Raw genomic sequence first — 17,674 nt, forward strand, 5'->3', positions numbered from 1 at the left:
GATCATCTCCACGTCGACCTGTCCACTTGGCGGGGGGCTGCCACACGGCGCGGACACGCTCTGTCCGGACGCCTTAACTGTACGCTCCGGATCTCCGGAAGTCGCTACCTCCGCGTCCCGGTTCCCCTTAACTCTTCCTTAGCCACGTTGCCGCGCGTCCCGACCGACACGTAGCGTCACCCCGGCCCGCAACCGACCCGTGGAGGCTACCGGCGTGTACGGCTGGAACGACCCGATCGACCCGGACGGCGCCGCCCGGCGACCCGAACCGGCGGCCGACGAGCCCGCCTGGCTGACCGACCGTCCCGAGCCGCGCTCGGCGTACCTCTTCGGTGACGAGCCGGACCGGCCCGCCGACGAGTGGCACCGCGAGCAGCCGACCGCGCGCTGGCAGCCCGAGCCGGGCTACGGGCAGCACGCACCGGCCGCGGACGCCTACCGGGACCAGCCCGCGCAGCACTGGGAGCCGGCGCCCGCCTGGCCGCACCAGGAGGCCACGGAGCACTGGCGGGACGCGGAACCGGCCTGGCAGCACCAGGAGCCGACCGAGCACTGGCACCGCGAGGAGCCCGGCGGCTGGCGGGGCGAGGCGACCGCCCACGGCGCGGCGAACGCCGGCGGATGGCAGGAGCCCACCGGTGGGTGGCGACACGACGAGACGGCCGGCTGGGCGGGCACGGCCACCGGCGCGTACGCCGACGAGCCGGTCACCCACCCGATGCCGGCGGCGCACCTCACCGCGCCGGCCGACGCCGGGAACCGCCCGAACCGCCGGCTCAAGCGCCCCGTGCTGATCGGCGGCGCAGCTGCGGCAGCCACGCTTGTGGTGAGCCTCGGGATCGGCGCGGTCGCGCTCTCCGGCGGCGACGACGCCACCCCCACCTCCGCCGTCGACGACACCGTGGCCACCGCGCCCGCGCTGCCCGAGGGCGGCGAGGCGCCGGCCGAGTTGCTCGATCCCACCAGCCCGAGCGCGGCGCCGACCAGCGCGAAGCCCTCCCCGTCGGCCACGCCCAGCCGCAAGCCGAGCCCGGCGGCGTCCCGCTCCACGGCGACGGCCCGCCGCAACCAGGCGCCGCGCACCACCGCGCCGGCCACCGGCGGCGCCACCGCACCCTCCGGGGGCGGCAGCGTCAGCGCCCAGGCCCGCGAGGTGGTCAACCTGGTCAACGCCGAGCGTGCGAAGGCCGGCTGCGGCGCGCTCAGCATCGACGACAAGCTGATGACCGCCGCCCAGCGGCACAGCCAGGACCAGGCCGACCACCAGAACATGTCGCACACCGGCAGCGACGGCAGCGACCCCGGCGACCGGATCAACCGGGTCGGCTACCAGTGGCGCACCTACGGTGAGAACGTCGCCTGGAACCAGAAGACCCCGGCCGCGGTGATGGACGCCTGGATGAACAGCTCCGGCCACCGGGCCAACATCCTGAACTGCGCCTTCACCGAGATCGGCGTGGGCATCGCGAGCAGCAACGGGCCGTACTGGACCCAGGTCTTCGCCGCGCCCCGCTAGGCGCGAATCGTCGTCGGGTCCGTCCTCGTTTGACCGGGTGAGGTACGCCGCAGCGGCGTACCCGCCCGGGCGGCGACCGGCCGTCCGCGACCTGCGGAGCTGCCGATGCGGATCCGGCCGCGTACACGCGCCGTCGGGCAGGGCCCGCGCCGGGCCCTGCCGGCCGCCGTCGCGCTGCTGCTCCTGGCCCCGGTGTACGCCTGCGACGTCGAACTTTCCCGACCCGGCGCCACGACCACGTGGCCGGCCGCCGAGATCCGTCACTGGCAGTGGCAGTGGCAGCTCAGCGGGGTGCTGGACCCGGCCGTGCCGGCGGACGTCTTCCTGCTCGACCCGGTCACCACGACCACGGCGCAGACCGCCGAGCTGCGCGACCACGACCGGGACCGGCGCCTGATCTGCCAGGTGCACGTCGGCTCGGTGCTGCCGGCCGACCCGGACGCGGCCCGGTTCCCGGTCCGGGTGCAGGGGATGCCCGCCGACCGACCGCAGAGCCGCTGGCTGGACGTACGGCAGTGGGACACCCTGCGCCCGGTGCTGGCCGACCGGTTCCGGCTCTGCCGCGGGAAGGGCTTCGCGGCCGTGGCGATCGCCGACGCGGACGCGTACGCCCACCGCTCCGGGTTCCCGCTCGACTTCGACCACCAGCTGCGCTTCAACCGGAACCTCGCCGAGCTGGCCCGCTCGCTCGACCTGTCCCCCGGCCTGGTCAACGCGGTTCCGCAGGTCGCGGCGCTCGCGCCGGACTTCGACTTCGCGGTGAACGAGGAGTGCGTACGCCTCGGTCAGTGCGAGAAGCTGCTGCCCTTCGCCGAGGCCGGCAAGCCCGTGTTCCACGTCGAGTACACCGGCTCCACCGACGACTTCTGCGTCACCACCGTGGGCTACGGGTTCGCGTCCATCCGCAAGCAGCGGAGCCTGGACGCCTGGCGGCAGTCCTGCCCCGCACCCTGACCGGCCCGGGGGCCGGGCCGCCACCCGGCGACCCGGCCGTGGGGACAGGTGCGGTCAGCGCACGCCGACCAGCTCCGGCGCGGGCGCGGGCGGGTCGGTCGGCGCCGGCGCGGACCGGGCCCGCAGGAAGCGCGGCGCCCACCAGTTCCGGTCCCCGAGCATCGTCATCAACGACGGCAGCACCACCGCGCGGATGATCGTGGCGTCCAGCAGGATCGCCGCCGCGAGACCGATGCCGAGCTGCTTGAAGTCGATCGTGCTGAGCGTGGCGAAGATGGCGAAGACGCCGACCATCACGATCGCCGCGCTGCTCACCACGCCGGCCGAGGACGTGATGCCGTGCGCCACGGCCTCCCGGTTCGACATCCCGGCCCGGATACCCTCGCGGATCCGGCTGACCACGAAGACGTGGTAGTCCATCGAGAGCCCGAACAGCACCACGAAGAGGAACAGCGGCAGCCAGGTGACGATCGCGCCCATCGAGGTGAAGCCGAGCAGGTCCTCGGCCCAGGTGCCCTGGAAGACCACCACCAGCAGCCCGTACGCCGCGCCCGCGGAGAGCAGGTTGAGCAGGATCGAGCTGAGCGCGATCACCACCGAACGGAACGTCCACGCCATCACCAGGAAGGTGAGCGCCAGCACGAAGCCGATGACGAGCGGCAGTTTCTGCCGGATGTGCCCCGCGTAGTCCTCGCTGTCGGCGACGTCGCCGCCCACCGCGTACTCCACACCCGGGACCGCCCCGAGCGCCGCCGGGGCGAACTCCGCGCGGAGCTTCTCCAGCGAGCGCACCGACCGCTCGTCGCGGCTCGGGTACGGGGTCGCGACGTCCAGCACCGAGACCCGCCCGTCGGCCGACACCCGGATCTTCGGGCCGTCCGCCTCGGTGGGCGCGAAGAGCGGGTCGGCCGACGCCCGGCCGGCCAGGTCGGTCAGCGCCGCCCGCACCCGGTCGGCGTCGCCCGCCGGGGCCCGGACCGCCACGGTGTGACTGGTGCCGTTGCCGGGGAAGGCGGCGGTGAGCCGGTCGTACGCCTGCATCGCCGGCGTGGTGCGGGGCAGGTCCTCCATGCCGGGGAACTTCAGCTTCATGCCAAGCGCGGGGGCGGCGAGAGCGAGCAGCAGCCCGACCGAGACGACCAGGGTCGCCACCGGCGCCCGCAGCGCCGGCGTCAGCACCGCCGGCCAGAACCGCGGCTTCGCGGGCCGGCCGTGCCGCCCGGTACGCGGCGCGGTCAGCCGCCACAGCAGCGGCACCCGGGGCCGGTCCACCCAGCGGCCCAGCTTGGCCAGCAGCGCCGGCAGGACGGTCAGCGAGCCGATCACGGCGACCGCGACCACCAGGATCGAGCCGACCGCCAGCGAGGAGAAGACCACGTCGTTCACCAGCAGCAGGCCGGCCATCGAGATGATGACGGCGAAACCGGACACCACCACGGCGTGACCGGAGGTCTCCGCGGCGATCTCCACCGCGTCCAGCCCGGACCGCCCCTTGGCGCGTTCCTCGCGCTCCCGCCGGACGTAGAACAGCGAGTAGTCGACGCCGACGGCCATGCCGATCAGCAGGATCACGCTGGCCGTGGTGTCCGTGGCCGGCACCAGGTGCGAGGCGAGCGTGGACAGCCCGAGCGCGGCGGCCACCGACGACAGGGCCAGCAGGACCGGCACGCCGGCGGCGATCAGCGCGCCGAACGCGACGATCAGGATGCCCAGGGTCACCGGCAGGCTGAGCAGCTCGGCGCGCTTGAAGTCCGCGCCGAGCGTGTCGTCGAGCGCCTTGTTGATCGACGGCCCGCCGACCTGTTCGACCCGCAGGCCCGGGTGGTCCTCCTGCACGGTGGCGGTGGCGTCGCGCAGCGGCTGCACCCGGTCGGCCGCGGTCTCCGGATCGCCGGACATGGTCACCGGCAGCAGCAGCGCCGAGCCGTCGCGGGCCGGCACCGGCTCACCGACGGCGGCGACGCCCACCAGCGACCGCAGCCGGCCGGCGGCGTCGTCGGCCGCGGCCCGGGCCGCCGTCATGTCAAGCGTGCCGTCGCGCGGCGTGATCAGGACGTTCTCCACCGCCGGATCGGCGAAGTCACCCGAGTCGACGATGAGCACCGCCCGGCCCGACTCGCCGATCGCCTGGTCGGACTGGTCCGCCTCGTTCAGGCCCGCGGCGCTCCCGCCGACGAAGCACACCGCCACGAACACCACCCACAGCGCGATCGCGCGCCACGGGTGTTCGGCGCTCCAACGCGCCAGCCGTACCGTCACCGGTCTCGCCCCCGTGCCCACCGGTCCTGTCCCCATTCCGGGTCCCCCTGTCACGTCAACCCCCAGCACAACGGAGTCGACGCTAGGGACGGGACGAGACGGGGACATCCGGGAACGGCCCCGGTCCGCCCCGGAGCGGATCACCGGCGCGCCCGGCGGCCCGTACGCGCTTCCCCGGCCCGCCGGCCGCACCCGGTCCGGGGCGGTCCCGGACGGACCGGGTGCGGCACGCCGTACCGTCCCCCGAGGGCGGTCAGGGTCGGACCCGGAGAGCCCCCCGAGGCCGCGGCTGGCAGCGCGGGCAGCTGAACGACGACCGGTTCATGAACGACTCGCGGCGGATCGGCGTGCCGCACCGCCGGCACGGCTGGCCCGCACGGCCGTAGACGTTCAGCGCGCGGTCGAAGTAGCCGCTCTCGCCGTTGACGTTGACGTACAGGGCGTCGAAGCTCGTCCCGCCCTCCTTGATCGCCTCGCCGAGGACGTCGCGGACGTGCCCGAGCAGGCGCAGCGCCGCGGGCCGGGTCAGCGCGTCGGTGGGCCGCGCGCCGTGCAGCCGCGCCCGCCAGAGCGCCTCGTCGGCGTAGATGTTGCCGACGCCGGAGAGCAGCGTCTGATCCAGCAGCGCGCGCTTGACCTCGGTACGACGGCGGCGCAGCGCGGCGGCGAAGTCCACGTCGGAGAACTCCGGGTCCATCGGGTCCCGGGCGATGTGCGCGATCTCCGCCGGCAGCTCGGCGCCGCCCTCGCTCACCGACAGCCCGCCGAACGTGCGCTGGTCGACGAAGCGCAGCTCCGGGCCGTCGTCGGCGAACCGGAACCGGACCCGCAGGTGCGTCTCGTCGGGCGCCTCGGCCGGTTGCAGCAGCAGCTGCCCCGACATGCCGAGGTGCCCGATCACCGCGTCACCGCTGTCCAGCGGGAGCCACAGGTACTTGCCCCGCCGCCGGACGTCCAGGATGGTCGCACCGGCCAGCACGTCGGCGAAGTGGGCGCCGCCGGCCGTGTGCCGGCGTACCGCCCGGGGGTGCAGGACCTGCACGCCGGCGATCCGCCGGCCGATGACCCACTGGGCCAGGCCCTGCCGGACGGTCTCGACCTCCGGAAGCTCAGGCACTGTTGCGCTCTCCGGCGACCCCGGCCTCGACCGGGTCGGTCGCCCCGGCGCCGTCGGCGTGCTCGCTCTCCGCGTGCGCGGTCAGCATGCGCCAGGCCGACTCGGCGGCCCGCTGCTCGGCCTCCTTCTTGCTCCGCCCCTCAGCGCCGCCGTAGCGGTTGCCGGCCACCACCACCCACGCGGTGAACGTCTTCAGGTGGTCCGGGCCGGTGCCCTCGATGCGGTACTCCGGGACACCCAGCCCCTGCGCGGCGGTCAGCTCCTGCAGGCTGGTCTTCCAGTCGAGGGCGGCGCCGCGCCGCGCCGACTCGGCCATCAACGGGTCGAACAGGCGGTGGATGACGATCGCCGCGGTGTCCAGCCCGTACTGCAGGTAGATCGCGCCGAGCAGCGCCTCCAGCGTGTCGGCGAGGATGCTCGCCTTGTCCCGGCCGCCGGTGGTCTCCTCCCCCTTGCCGAGGAGCAGGTACTGCCCGAGCCCGTCCGGGCCGAGCCCTCGGGCCACGTCGGCGAGGGCCCGCATGTTGACCACGCTGGCCCGCAGTTTGGCCAGCTGGCCCTCGGGCAGGTCCGGGTGGTTGTGGAAGAGCGCGGTGGTGATCACCACGCCGAGTACCGAGTCGCCGAGAAACTCCAGCCGCTCGTTGGTGGGCAGGCCGCCGTTCTCGTACGCGTACGAACGGTGGGTCAGCGCACGCTCCAGCAGCTCCGGTTCCAGCGTCACGCCGAACGCCGCCTCCAGGTGGCCGACGGACGGGCGCCGGCGCTTGTCGTTGCTCATGATGTGCGTACCTCGGTGTCGGTGATGCGGTCGGTGCGGTCCGTGAAGTCCCCCGCGTCGATGCCCGCGAGCAGTGCGCGGACCTGGTCGGTGGCCCGGCGCCGCCACAGGTGGGCGGCCAGCGCGATGCCGGAGGCGACGTCGTCGCCCCGGGCCGCGCCGTGGCACACGACCACCGTGCCGGCGACGCCGAGCAGGGCGGCGGCCCGGGGGGCGCCGCCGCGGGCCGGCGGGCCGCCGGCCATCGCGTACGCGCCCTCGATCGCCTTGAGCAGCACGTTACCGGTGAACCCGTCGGTCACCACCACATCCGCGCGCGCGCCGAGGGAGACGTCGTACCCCTCGACGAGGCCGACGTAGCGACCGCCGCACGGCAGCGGCGCGGCGGCGAGCGCCGGATCGGCGAGACGGCGGGCGCGGTCGCCCTTGCCGGTCTCGGTGCCGACGGAGAGCAGCCCGACGCGCGGCGACCCGACGGCGTGCGTGACCGCGGCGTACGCGGCACCGATCGCCGCGTGCCGGGTGAGGGTGGCCGGGCGGGGCTCCAACGAGCCACCGACGTCCAGCAGGACGACCGGGCCGTCGACGGCCGGGAGGGTGGCCACCAGGGCCGGGTGCCGGACGTCCGGCCAGCGGCCGAGACCGAGCGCGACCGCGGTGACGGTGGCGCCGGTCGAGCCGGCGGAGACGAGGGCGTCCGCGGCGCCCTCGCGGACGGCGTGCACGGCGGCGCGGACGGTGCTCTCGGCGCGGGCCGACGCGGGATGGTCGCCCATGCCCACGGCGGCGTCCACCGGGCGGACGGCGACCCGGGCGCGCTGGGCCGGGTCGAGGGCGGCGATCAGCTCGCCGGCGGCCTCGGCCGGACCGACGAGCAGCAGGTGCAGATCGAGGTCGGCGCGGACGGCCCGCAGAGCGCCGTCAACCACGACGGCGGGAGCTTCGTCCCCGCCGAGGAGGTCGACGGCGATCCGCGCGGTGCCCGGCTCCACCGGAACGCCGGCCGGTACGGGCCGGCCGGCGTCGGAGGGAGCCGGAGCGCCGGGCGATCGCCGGGGCGCGCGCGCCGCCCGACCGGGGGTCGGGGGCGTCACTCGTCGTCCGGGTCAGACCTCGAGGACCTGACGGCCCTTGTAGGTGCCGCAGACCGAGCAGGCGGCGTGGGGCAGCTTCGCGGACTTGCACTGCGGGCAGGCCACGGTCGCGACCGCCGAGGTCTTCCACTGCGCCCGACGGGCCCGGGTGTTGCTGCGCGACATCTTGCGCTTGGGGACGGCCACGGTTCCTACTCCTCTTTACGGTTCAGTTGCGACAGGGCCGCCCAACGCGGGTCGACCTGCTGGTGACTGTGGTCGGCCGGCAGTTCGTCCCAGCGCACCCCGCAGTCGGGGCACAGGCCTGGGCAGTCCTCCCGGCAGAGCGGGTTGGTCGGCAGCGTGAGCACCACCGCGTCCCGCAGTGCCGGCTCCAGGTCGATCAGATCGCCCTGCATCCGGCCCACCTCGTCCTCGTCGGTCGTGGTGTCCGTGGTGCTGTTCGCGTACGCGTACAGCTCCTGGATCCGCACGGCCACCGAGTCGTCGATCTCGCGCAGGCAGCGGCTGCACTCGCCCTTGACGGCACCGGTGACGGTCCCGGAGACGAGCACACCCTCGGACACCGACTCCAACCTCAGGTCGAGGTCGAGGTCCGCGCCCTCCGGCACGCCGATCAACTCCACGCCGAGGTCCGCCGGTGCCGGTACGACCCGCTTGACCGTACGCAACGCACCAGGCCGACGCGGCAGGTCCCTCGTGTCGAGGACCAGCGGCGACCTGGGGTCGAGTGGTGAAGGCGTGTGTTTGGGCATAGTCAGACTCCGGCCGGTGAGAGGCCGACATACGAGGTTACCTGGGCGATCGCCGCAGCGTCGAATCGGGGCCGGCCCGCCATGACCTCAGAAGGGTAGCGGGCGTTCGGCCTCGTCCCCGGCGAACGTGCCGATCTCCCGCAGCGCGTGCATCTTGTCCCGGCCGCGTTCGATCGAGGCGAGCGCACGGGTGAGGAACTGCTCGAAGTTGGCCAGCGCGGTGTCGACGTAGTCGTCGACCTCCTCGCGCAGCCGCTGCGCCTCGGCCCGCGCCTCGGCGATGATCCGGGCGCCCTCGTGCTCGGCCGAGACGGTGATCTCGTTCACCGACACCAGGCGGGCGTGCTCCGCCTCACCCTCGCTGATGATCCGGTCGGCCTCGCGCTTGCCGGCCTCCATGATCTTGTCGCGTTCCTCGAGCAGCGCGGCGGCCCGGCGCAGGTCGGCGGGCAGCTCGGCGCGCAGCTCGTCGAGGGCGGCGATCATCTCGCCCCGGTCGACCATGCAGTTGTTGCGCGACATCGGGACGGAGCGGGCCTGCTCCACCATGGCGATCAGTTCGTCGATGCGATCGAGCGGGTCCACCGGTACCTCACTCCTGTCGTTCGTCGGCCGACCTCAATGATGCGGGCTGAACCCGGATTCGGCGCTCCCACACATGATGCGGTGCGCCGTCCACGTCCACACCATGACCCCACCCCGGCGCGTCGCCATCCCCGCCCCCCTTCCCTCCCCCGCGCCCTCCCGCGCCCCTCCCACCGTCGATCTTGCACTTTCGGCCCGGACAAGGCACGCGAATCAGGGCGGAACGGGGGCACAAACTGCAAGATCGCGGGAGCGTGACGGGGTGGGGTCAGGGGCGGGGTGGGGGGTGGAGGCGGGACGTCAGGGCTTCGCGGACGACGTCGGGGACGTGCGCGGAGATGTCGCCGCCCCACTTCGCCACGTCCTTGACCAGGCTGGAGGAGAGGAACGAGTACAGCGGGTTGGTCGGCATGAAGAGGGTCTCGACGCCGGCCAGGCCGATGTTCATCTGGGCCATCTGCAACTCGTAGTCGAAGTCGCTGACCGCCCGCAGGCCCTTGATCAGGACACTCGCCTGCTGGGCCCGGCAGAAGTCCACAAGCAGGCCGCGGAAGGACTCGACCCGCACGTTGTCGTACGACTTGGTCACGTCGCGAAGCATGTCGATGCGCTCCTCGACGGTGAACAGGCCGGTCTTGGACTGGTTGACCAGCACGCCGACGATCACCTCGTCGAACAACCGGCTGGCCCTGCCGATGATGTCGAGGTGACCGTTGGTGACCGGATCGAACGAGCCGGGGCACACCGCACGTCTCATGATCGGCGACCGTACCAAAGGGTGGTCTCGCCGTAGCGGCGACTGCGCTCGCCAGTGACGCCCTGCACCCAGGCCACCGGCCCGGTCCGGCTGGAACGCTCCACCACCACCAGCGCGTCCGGGGCCAGCCAGCCCTTCGCGGCGAGCGCGCCGAGCATCGCCGACACCTCCTCGTCGGGCACCCCGTAGGGCGGGTCGGCGAAGACCACGTCGTACGGCTCGGCGTCCGGGCCGGCGGCGAGCACCGTGGCGACCTTCCCGGTGACCAACCGGACGGCCGGGCCGGCCCGCAGGGCGGCGATGTTCTCCCGGATCACCCGGGCCGCCCGCGGGTCGGACTCGACAAGCAGCACGTGCGCCGCGCCCCGCGACAGCGCCTCCAGCCCCACCGCCCCGGAGCCGGCATAGAGGTCGGCGAAGCGGGCGCCGTCGAGATCGACCTCCGCCTGGACCGCACTGAACAGCGCCTCCCGGACCCGGTCGGACGTCGGCCGGGTGCCGGCGCCGGCCGGGGCGGCGATCCGGCGCCCGCCCAGCGTGCCGGCCACGATCCGCGTCACCGCCTGCTCCCGGTCATGGTGATGACGCTACGTCACGCGGCCCGGACCGGCACCGCCCGGACCGGCACCGCCCGGACCGGCACCGCCCGCACCGGCACCGCCCGGACCGGCACTCCGCCACCTCGTCCGGCCGGACGACGCCACCGTCCGCCGACCGCACGAGGGGGCACCCATCCACACCGGAGCGTCATCACCGGATGACCGCTCGTATATCAATGATCACGAATGCACAACATCACGTGGTCGCCTTCATCCGGATCCCCGCGATTCATCACCGATCAGTACAGTCACCCCCTGCGTCCGCCGCAACGGGCGCACCCCCTGCGTCCGGGCGAGCGTCGATGAGCCGGTGGCCATCTCGGTCACCGCTGTCTCCCGTTCCGCCCGGCATCTCGTCCGACCCCCTCATCAGGAGCAGACGTGAACCGTCTCAAGCCAACGTTCCGGCGCGTCACGGCCGTCGCCGCCGGAACGCTGCTCGGCTTCAGCGGCGTGGCGATCCTCGCCGCCCCCGCCAGCGCCCACCACCCCGAGCCCGCCGGCACCTTCTGCCTGCGCGGCGACAGCCAGGTCGAGGTCACCTGGACCGTCGGCAACAGCGAGCGGGATCTCGAGGGCACCATCAGCAAGCTCGAGTCGACCATCCCGGCCGACTTCGCCGGCACGCTCGCTCTCGACGCCACTCTGCCGAAGAAGGGCGACGGTCCGCTGACCGCCACCCAGACCCACTCGTTCGAGGGCGCGCTGCCGGAGCTGAAGCTCACCGTCGAGGCGAAGTGGCAGCGCGGTGACCGCAACGTCACCGAGGAACGCAGCGTCACGGCCACGCCGGCGGGCGACTGCAAGGGCGAGGAGACCCCCACGCCCACGCCGACAGTGACCCCGGAGCCCACGCCGACTCCGGAACAGCCGTCGCCCACCCCGACCGAGCCGCCGACCGCCACCCCCACGCCGGCTGAGCCGGAGGAGCCAGTGTTCCGGCTCGAAGAAACCTGCGACGAGATGATCTTCACGGTGGAGAATCCGGCCAAGGGCATCCCGTTCACCGCCACGCTGGTCACCGAGAAGGGCGTCACCAAGAAGCTGGAGTCGAAGCCGGGTGAGACGGCTTCGGTCAGCTTCGACGCGTACCCGGGCCTGAAGGTCACCGTCTCGTACGACGTCGTCGAGGGCAGCGAGACCATCGAGTACACCGAGCCGCAGGACTGCGGCGGCGAGGGCGGGGGCCTGCCCGTCACCGGCGCGAACACCACGCTGATCGCGGGCGGCGCCGCCGTCCTGCTGGCCGCCGGTGCCGGCCTGTTCGTCCTGGCTCGCCGCCGGAAGCTCCGGTTCACCGCCTGACCGGAGAGCACCTGACGCGCGGAGGCGCGCCGGCCCGTCGGCCGGCGCGCCTCCTGCCGTTCTCGGCCGGCGGCGGACGTTAAGAAGGGTCCCTTGCGCTACCGCAGGCGTTAGTAAGGGGCCCTTCCTTTCAGCCCTTCTCCAGGTACTCGGCGCGGTCGGCGTCGACCAGGGCGGCCACCGACGCGGCCAGGGCCGGGTGGCGGGCCAGCTCCGGATCCTCCTCGACCAGTTCGATCGCCTCGGCGCGCGCGTCGCGGATCAGGTCCGCGTCGCGCAGCAGCGACAGCAGCCGCAGGTGCGAACGGCGGCCGGACTGCGTCGCCCCGAGCACGTCGCCCTCCCGGCGCTGCTCCAGATCGAGTTCGGCCAGCTTGAACCCGTCCGTCGTGGACGCCACCGCGTCCAGGCGCTCCCGGGCCGGGGTGCCGTCGGTGGCCTCGGTGACAAGCAGGCACAGCCCGGGCGCGGCCCCCCGGCCGACCCGGCCGCGCAGCTGGTGCAGCTGGGAGACGCCGAACCGGTCGGCGTCGAGCACGACCATCACGGTCGCGTTCGGTACGTCCACGCCGACCTCGACAACCGTGGTGGCCACCAGCACGTCGAGGTCGCCGGCGGCGAAGGAGCGCATCACGGCGTCCTTCTCGTCGGCGGGCAGCCGGCCGTGCAGCACCCCGATCCGCAGCCCGTGCAGGGGACCCTCGGCGAGCAGCGGCGCCACCTCGGTCACCGCGAGGGGCGGCCGCCGCCCGGTGTCGTCCTCCCGAGGCGCTTCCTCCTCGGCCGCGGCGCCCGAGTCACCGATCCGCGGACAGACCACGTACGCCTGGTGCCCGGCGGCGACCTCCTCGCGCAACCGCCGCCAGGCCCGCTCCAGGAACGCCGGCTTCTCGGCGGCCGGCACCACGTGCGAGGCGATCGGTGAACGCCCGCGCGGTAGTTGCGAGAGGGTGGAGACCTCCAGGTCGCCGTAGACGGTCATGGCCACCGTGCGCGGGATCGGCGTCGCCGTCATGACCAGCACGTGCGGGGGTTGCTCGGCCTTGGCCCGCAACGCGTCCCGCTGCTCGACACCGAACCGGTGCTGCTCGTCGACCACCACCAGGCCGAGGTCGGCGAAGTCGACGCCCTCGTACAGCAGGGCGTGCGTGCCCAGCACGATGCCGGCGGCACCGCTGCGCACCTCGTCGAGGGCCCGGCGACGGGCGGCCGCGCCCAGCGACCCGGTGACCAGCTCGACCCGGGTGGCGTGCTCGGCCGCACCCAGCTCGCCGGCCCGCCCGAGCGGCCCGAGCAGGTCGAGGATGCCCCGGTGGTGCTGCGCGGCGAGCACCTCCGTCGGGGCGAGCAGGGCCGCCTGCCCGCCGGCGTCGACCGCCTGGAGCATCGCGCGCAGCGCGACCACCGTCTTGCCGCTGCCGACCTCGCCCTGCAGCAGTCGATGCATCGGGTGGGCGGTGGCCAGGTCCGCGGCGATCTCGGCGCCGACGTCCCGCTGGCCGGGGGTCAGCTCGTACGGCAGGCGGGCGTCGAACGCGTCGAGCAGGCCGCCGGCCACCGCGGGCCGGGGCCGCGCCGGGCGGGCGGCGGCCTGGTGCTTGCGCTGCACCAGGGTGAGCTGCACGGCGAACGCCTCGTCCCACTTGAGCCGGCGCCGCGCCCGGTAGAGCGCCTCCTTGCTGGACGGCCGGTGGATCTCCCGCAGCGCGGTGCCGAGCCCGACCAGGTTGCGGCTGGCCCGCACGGTCGCCGGCAGCGGATCCTCCGGCGGGGCGACCGTGTCCAGCACGACGCGGACGCAACGGGCGATCACCCAGGTGGGCACCGCCGCCGCGGCCGGGTAGACCGGGATCAGCGCCCCGGCGAACTCCTCGACCTCCTCGTTGGCGGCCGCCTCGCCCTCGCCGCCGGAGCCGAGCAGCACGTACTCCGGGCCGTTGAGCTGCCGCTTGCCCCGGAACTCGGTGACCTTGCCGGCGAACAGCCCCCACCGGCCGGGGCGCAGGTCCCGCTCGCGCCAGGCCTGGTTGCCGAAGAACGTCAGGGTCAGCGTGCCGCCGGAGCCGTCGCCGACGGTCACCTCCAACAGGTTGCCCCGGCGCTGCCGCATCGGGCGTACGGCGGTGCGCTGCACCTGTGCCAGCACGGTGACCTGCTCGCCGACGTCCAGCGAGCGGATGTCGGTGTGCTCGCCGCGCTCGTCGTACCGGCGGGGGACGTGGTAGAGCAGGTCGCCCGCGGTGTGCAGGTCGAGGTGGGTGGCGAGCGCCTTCGCCGTCTTCTCGCCGACCAGCTTCTTCAGCGGGGTGTCGACCGTTGCCTGCTCGGATGTCATTCGACCCCCACCAGGAGCGGGTAGTGCGGCTGGCCGCCCGGGTACGCGTTCACCTCGACGAACGGCCAGGCCCGGGTCACGTGCTCGCGTACCGCGTCGGTCAGGCCGGGCGGGGCGTCCGCCCCGGCGAGCAGGGTGACCAGCTCGCCGCCGCCGCCGAGCATCCGGTCGACCACCGCGGTGCAGGTGTCGAGCAGGTCCGATCCGATGAGGTGCACCTCCCCGTCGACCAGGGCGAGCACGTCCCCCGGCGAGCACGGGCCGGCGACGGTGAGCGCCTCCCGGCTGGCGTGGCAGACCTCCGCGTACCGGCAGGCACCGGCGGCCTCGGCCATGGCGATCACGTCGTCCTCGAAGCGCCGGCCCGGGTCGCGGACCGCGAGGGCGGCGAGGGCCTGGACCGGCGACCGGGTCGGTACGACGCTGACCTTGATGGCGAGATCGTGCGCCTCCTTGGCGGCGTTGCTCGCCACGGCCTGCGTGTTCGGGTCGTTGGGCAGGACCACCACGCGGGCCGCGCCGGTTGCGCGGATCGCGTCCAGCAGCTCGCCGGTCGAGGGGTTGCCCGGCACGACCGTCGCCCCCTCGGCGGCGAACAGCTCGGCGATGCCGGCGCCGGTCGCCACCACCACCGCGGCCCGGCCATCGGCCACGCTGGGCACCACGGGCCGGGGGACCGGGGGCGCGACCTGGTCGGCGAAGCGGGTCACGGCGATCCGGTGCGGACGGCCGGCGACGACGCCCGCCTCGATCGCCGCGCCGACGTCGTTGACGTGGACGTGGACGTTCCAGGTGCCGACCGAGGCCGCACCGTCACCCACCACCACGAGCGAGTCGCCCAGGGCGGCCAGCTCCTCCCGGAGCCGGGCCACCGCCGCCGGCTCGGCGTCGAGCAGATACTGCACCTCATAGGCGTACGCGTCGGAGCCGGTCTCGCGGACGGTGGTGGCCGGTGGGCGGGCGGTGCGCAGAACGGGCTCCTCGTGCTCGGCGCGCTCGCCGGTGACGACCTCCACCAGGGCGTCGAGCAACAGGCAGAACCCCCGCCCGCCGGCGTCGACCACGCCGGCCCGGGCGAGCGCCGGCAACTGCTCGGGGGTCCGGCCCAGCGCGCGGGCCGCCTCCCCCGCCGCGGCCCGGGCCGCCGTGCGCAGGTCGTCGGTGTCCGCCCGCTCGGCCGCACCGGCCGCCGCGGCGACGACGCTGAGCAGGGTTCCCTCGACCGGGGTGGCGACGGCGGCGTACGCGGCGGTGGTGGCCTCGCGCAGCCCCGCCGCCAGCTCGCGGCCCCGCACCACCGACCGGGCGGCCACCGCGTCGGCGAAGCCGCGCAGGATCTGCGACAGGATCACCCCCGAGTTGCCCCGGGCGCCGAGCAGCGCGCCCCGGGCCATCAGCCGCAGCGCGTGCCCGTGCGGGGTGGGCCCGTCGTCGGGCAGGGTCTCCAGGTCCATCGCGAGCGCCGCCTGCGCCGAGGTGAGGGTGAGCACCAGGTTGGTGCCGGTGTCGCCGTCGGGCACCGGGTAGACGTTCAGCTCGTCGATCTCACCCTGGTGACGCTTCAGGGCGGCCAGCCCGACCGCGCACCAGCGGCGGACCGCGGCGGCGTCGAGGGTGTCCAGCACGGCGAGTAGCCTACTGGCGCGCACCGACACGTGCCGGGGTCGGCGGGGACCCGCCCGGCGTGTCCGGCCGCGCCGGGGGCGATTGGTCGCCGGGTCGGTGTATCGGGTAACCTGGCCAGGTTGCCCGGGCAGCGCCTGGCGGCGACCTCATGAACGTATCAATCCCAGGAGTATCCCGTGGCTAGCGTGTGCGACGTCTGTGGCAAGGGGCCGGGCTTCGGCCACAACGTGTCCCACTCGCACCGGCGGACCAACCGCCGCTGGAACCCGAACATCCAGTCGGTGCGTACCCCGGCCGGTGGCGGCAACACCAAGAAGCTGAAGGTCTGCACGTCCTGCATCAAGGCCGGCAAGGTCACCCGCGCCTGACGCGGTAACCGAACTCGTCGAAGCCGGCGGTCCCCTCGGGGGTCCGCCGGCTTTCGCCGTGCCCGGGCCCGTCCTCGCCGGGCGTTAAAAGGGGGCCCTTCCAGTGCACCAGGCGTTAACAGGGGGCCCTTCCTTTCACAGGGTGCGGGCGAAGGAGATGCAGCCGGGGGCGTCCTTGTAGAAGCCGAAGTTCGGGATGCGCTCGTAGCCGGACGAGCCGTACAGGGCGATCGCCTCGGGTTGCCGGTCGCCGCACTCCAGCACGATCCGCTTGCGGCCCTGCTCGCGCGCCGAGCGCTCCACCGCCGCCAGGAGCGCCCGCGCCACGCCCCGCCCCCGGGCCTGCGGCGCCACGTACATCCGCTTCAGCTCCGCCACGTCGCCGTCCGCACCGTGGCTGCGCCAGCCGCCGCAGCCCACCGGTCGGCCGTCGAGCAGGGCGATCAGGAACGTCCCGGTGGGCGGCTCGAACTCGGTCGCGTCCACCGGGGTGTCGTCGCCGCTGCCGCCGTACCGCTGGCCGAGGTCGGCCAGGGCCGCCCGGATCAGTGCCTGCGACTCGGGCGCGTCGAAGCGGGCGGCGTGGATCTCCAGGTTCTGCACCAGTAAAGGGTACGACCGCCGCGGGCCCTTACCGGAAGTGGTCCCAACCGGCGGCGCCCTCCCACGGCCGGCCGTCGACGGTCACCCCGGAGCCCGCCGTGACCTCGCCGATCGGCCGCCAGCCGGGGGGCAGCGCCGCCGTCCGGGGGAAGGTCGCCGCGAGGGCGTGGTCCTCACCCCCGGCCAGCAACCAGGTGTACGGGTCGACGCCGAGCGCCTGGGCGGCGTCCCGCATCTGCGGGGGCACCTCGAAGGCGTCCCGGCGTACGTCGACGGCGACGCCGCTGGCCCGCGCCACGTGGCCGAGATCGGCCAGCAGCCCGTCCGAGACGTCGATCATGGCGGTCGCCCCCGCGGCGGCGGCCGCCGGCCCGGCCGGGTACGGCACCTCGGGCCGCCGGTACGCCTCGACCAGCAGCCGCGGCGTCCGGAAGCCCCGGGACAGCACGGTGAGCCCGGCGGCCGCGTACCCGGTCCGGCCGGCGATGGCCACCACGTCGCCGGGGCCGGCCCCGGCCCGGGTCACCGGCGCCCGGCCTTCGAGGTCGCCGAGCGCGGTCACCGCGACGGTCAGCGTGGGGCTCGCCGACATGTCCCCGCCGACCACGCTCGCACCGGTCGTGGCCGCCTCGGCACCCAGGCCGTCCGCCAGTTCCTCGGCCCATGTGACCGGCAGGTCCGGGGGGATGCAGAGGGCGACGAGCAGGGCGGTCGGCCGGGCTCCCATCGCGGCGATGTCCGCGAGGTTGGCCGCCGCCGCCCGGTGGCCGATGTCCCGCGCCCCGGACCAGTCGCGGCGGAAGTGCCGCCCCTCGACCAGCACGTCGGTCGAGGCGACGACCCGGGCGTCCGGGGCGGCCACGACCGCCGCGTCGTCGCCGGGACCGAGCAGAACGGTCGATCCGTACGACAACCGGGCGGTCACCCGTTCGATGAGGCCGAACTCCCCCACCCCCACGACGCTGCTGCCGTGCTCGCTCACCGCTTCTCCTTGACCACCGATCGGGATCAGACCTGGTC

17 protein-coding genes are annotated in these 17,674 nt (G+C 74.3%); 4 read left to right on the top strand and 13 right to left on the bottom strand.

Features of this window, described 5'->3' with window-relative positions; all coding sequences use genetic code 11:
- The first annotated feature begins 214 nt into the window (after positions 1–214).
- Together ABTW87_RS04025 and ABTW87_RS04030 are read left to right on the top strand one after the other, a co-directional pair.
- Positions 215–1,516 carry a CAP domain-containing protein gene (locus tag ABTW87_RS04025; protein WP_350648294.1) on the top strand — a complete coding sequence of 434 codons (1,302 nt, stop codon included), beginning with the start codon at positions 215–217 and terminating at the stop codon, positions 1,514–1,516.
- Between the two features lie 105 nt (positions 1,517–1,621).
- The gene (locus ABTW87_RS04030; RefSeq protein WP_350648296.1) at positions 1,622–2,470 is read left to right on the top strand and encodes an endo alpha-1,4 polygalactosaminidase; all 849 of its coding nucleotides are present in this window, start codon (positions 1,622–1,624) and stop codon (positions 2,468–2,470) included.
- Between the two features lie 54 nt (positions 2,471–2,524).
- Here ABTW87_RS04030 and ABTW87_RS04035 read toward each other — a convergent pair whose 3' ends face one another.
- From ABTW87_RS04035 to rsmD, 9 genes are all read right to left on the bottom strand, one after another.
- Positions 2,525–4,765: an MMPL family transporter gene (locus tag ABTW87_RS04035; RefSeq protein ID WP_350648298.1), complete on the bottom strand. Its 2,241-nt coding sequence runs from the start codon at positions 4,763–4,765 to the stop codon at positions 2,525–2,527.
- A 217-nt stretch (positions 4,766–4,982) separates the two neighbouring features.
- A complete protein-coding gene (gene mutM / locus ABTW87_RS04040) occupies positions 4,983–5,846 on the bottom strand; it encodes a bifunctional DNA-formamidopyrimidine glycosylase/DNA-(apurinic or apyrimidinic site) lyase (RefSeq protein ID WP_350648300.1) in 864 nt (287 codons plus the stop codon).
- Entirely contained in the window at positions 5,839–6,627 is a 789-nt protein-coding gene (rnc, locus tag ABTW87_RS04045; RefSeq protein ID WP_350648301.1) for a ribonuclease III, read from the bottom strand. The genes mutM and rnc overlap by 8 nt, the downstream gene beginning before the upstream one ends.
- Positions 6,624–7,619, bottom strand: a complete 996-nt coding sequence (locus ABTW87_RS04050) for a phosphate acyltransferase PlsX (protein ID WP_350648303.1) — start codon at positions 7,617–7,619, stop codon at positions 6,624–6,626. The genes rnc and ABTW87_RS04050 overlap by 4 nt, the downstream gene beginning before the upstream one ends.
- Before the next feature lie 114 nt (positions 7,620–7,733).
- Positions 7,734–7,907: a 50S ribosomal protein L32 gene (gene rpmF / locus ABTW87_RS04055; protein WP_350648305.1), complete on the bottom strand. Its 174-nt coding sequence runs from the start codon at positions 7,905–7,907 to the stop codon at positions 7,734–7,736.
- 5 nt (positions 7,908–7,912) lie between these two features.
- The gene (locus tag ABTW87_RS04060; protein WP_350648307.1) at positions 7,913–8,476 is read right to left on the bottom strand and encodes a YceD family protein; all 564 of its coding nucleotides are present in this window, start codon (positions 8,474–8,476) and stop codon (positions 7,913–7,915) included.
- Between the two features lie 87 nt (positions 8,477–8,563).
- Complete coding sequence (locus tag ABTW87_RS04065; RefSeq protein WP_130322613.1) at positions 8,564–9,061, bottom strand: SPFH domain-containing protein; 498 nt, start codon at positions 9,059–9,061, stop codon at positions 8,564–8,566.
- Positions 9,062–9,329: 268 nt separating this feature from the next.
- Positions 9,330–9,818: a pantetheine-phosphate adenylyltransferase gene (coaD, locus tag ABTW87_RS04070; protein ID WP_350648309.1), complete on the bottom strand. Its 489-nt coding sequence runs from the start codon at positions 9,816–9,818 to the stop codon at positions 9,330–9,332.
- Complete coding sequence (gene rsmD, locus ABTW87_RS04075; RefSeq protein ID WP_350648311.1) at positions 9,815–10,378, bottom strand: 16S rRNA (guanine(966)-N(2))-methyltransferase RsmD; 564 nt, start codon at positions 10,376–10,378, stop codon at positions 9,815–9,817. Before rsmD ends, coaD begins: the two co-directional genes overlap by 4 nt.
- 420 nt (positions 10,379–10,798) lie before the next feature.
- Between rsmD and ABTW87_RS04080 the strand changes: the two genes are divergently transcribed.
- Positions 10,799–11,722, top strand: coding sequence for an LPXTG cell wall anchor domain-containing protein (locus ABTW87_RS04080; protein WP_350648313.1), 924 nt, complete (start codon positions 10,799–10,801; stop codon positions 11,720–11,722).
- A gap of 130 nt (positions 11,723–11,852) precedes the next feature.
- On the opposite strand, the gene recG is transcribed toward ABTW87_RS04080, so the two are convergent.
- Positions 11,853–14,057: an ATP-dependent DNA helicase RecG gene (gene recG, locus ABTW87_RS04085; protein WP_350648315.1), complete on the bottom strand. Its 2,205-nt coding sequence runs from the start codon at positions 14,055–14,057 to the stop codon at positions 11,853–11,855.
- Positions 14,054–15,682 carry a DAK2 domain-containing protein gene (locus ABTW87_RS04090; protein ID WP_350648317.1) on the bottom strand — a complete coding sequence of 543 codons (1,629 nt, stop codon included), beginning with the start codon at positions 15,680–15,682 and terminating at the stop codon, positions 14,054–14,056. The genes recG and ABTW87_RS04090 overlap by 4 nt, the downstream gene beginning before the upstream one ends.
- Positions 15,683–15,859: 177 nt before the next feature.
- Between ABTW87_RS04090 and rpmB the strand changes: the two genes are divergently transcribed.
- Positions 15,860–16,051, top strand: coding sequence for a 50S ribosomal protein L28 (gene rpmB / locus ABTW87_RS04095; protein ID WP_011905179.1), 192 nt, complete (start codon positions 15,860–15,862; stop codon positions 16,049–16,051).
- 135 nt (positions 16,052–16,186) lie between these two features.
- On the opposite strand, the gene ABTW87_RS04100 is transcribed toward rpmB, so the two are convergent.
- Complete coding sequence (locus ABTW87_RS04100; RefSeq protein ID WP_350648318.1) at positions 16,187–16,654, bottom strand: GNAT family N-acetyltransferase; 468 nt, start codon at positions 16,652–16,654, stop codon at positions 16,187–16,189.
- Between the two features lie 28 nt (positions 16,655–16,682).
- The gene (locus ABTW87_RS04105; RefSeq protein WP_350648320.1) at positions 16,683–17,636 is read right to left on the bottom strand and encodes a thiamine-phosphate kinase; all 954 of its coding nucleotides are present in this window, start codon (positions 17,634–17,636) and stop codon (positions 16,683–16,685) included.
- Between the last annotated feature and the right edge of the window lie 38 nt (positions 17,637–17,674).

It is taken from the genome of Micromonospora sp. NPDC126480, from assembly GCF_040302465.1.
GTDB lineage: Bacteria > Actinomycetota > Actinomycetes > Mycobacteriales > Micromonosporaceae > Micromonospora.

Bases quoted from the DNA above. Each gene is read 5' to 3' on its own strand.
- ABTW87_RS04030 (WP_350648296.1), top strand. From the start codon at position 1,622: ATGCGGATCCGGCCGCGTACACGCGCCGTCGGGCAGGGCCCGCGCCGG.
- ABTW87_RS04035 (WP_350648298.1), bottom strand. From the start codon at position 4,765: ATGGGGACAGGACCGGTGGGCACGGGGGCGAGACCGGTGACGGTACGG.
- rnc (WP_350648301.1), bottom strand. From the start codon at position 6,627: ATGAGCAACGACAAGCGCCGGCGCCCGTCCGTCGGCCACCTGGAGGCG.
- ABTW87_RS04060 (WP_350648307.1), bottom strand. From the start codon at position 8,476: ATGCCCAAACACACGCCTTCACCACTCGACCCCAGGTCGCCGCTGGTC.
- coaD (WP_350648309.1), bottom strand. From the start codon at position 9,818: ATGAGACGTGCGGTGTGCCCCGGCTCGTTCGATCCGGTCACCAACGGT.
- recG (WP_350648315.1), bottom strand. From the start codon at position 14,057: ATGACATCCGAGCAGGCAACGGTCGACACCCCGCTGAAGAAGCTGGTC.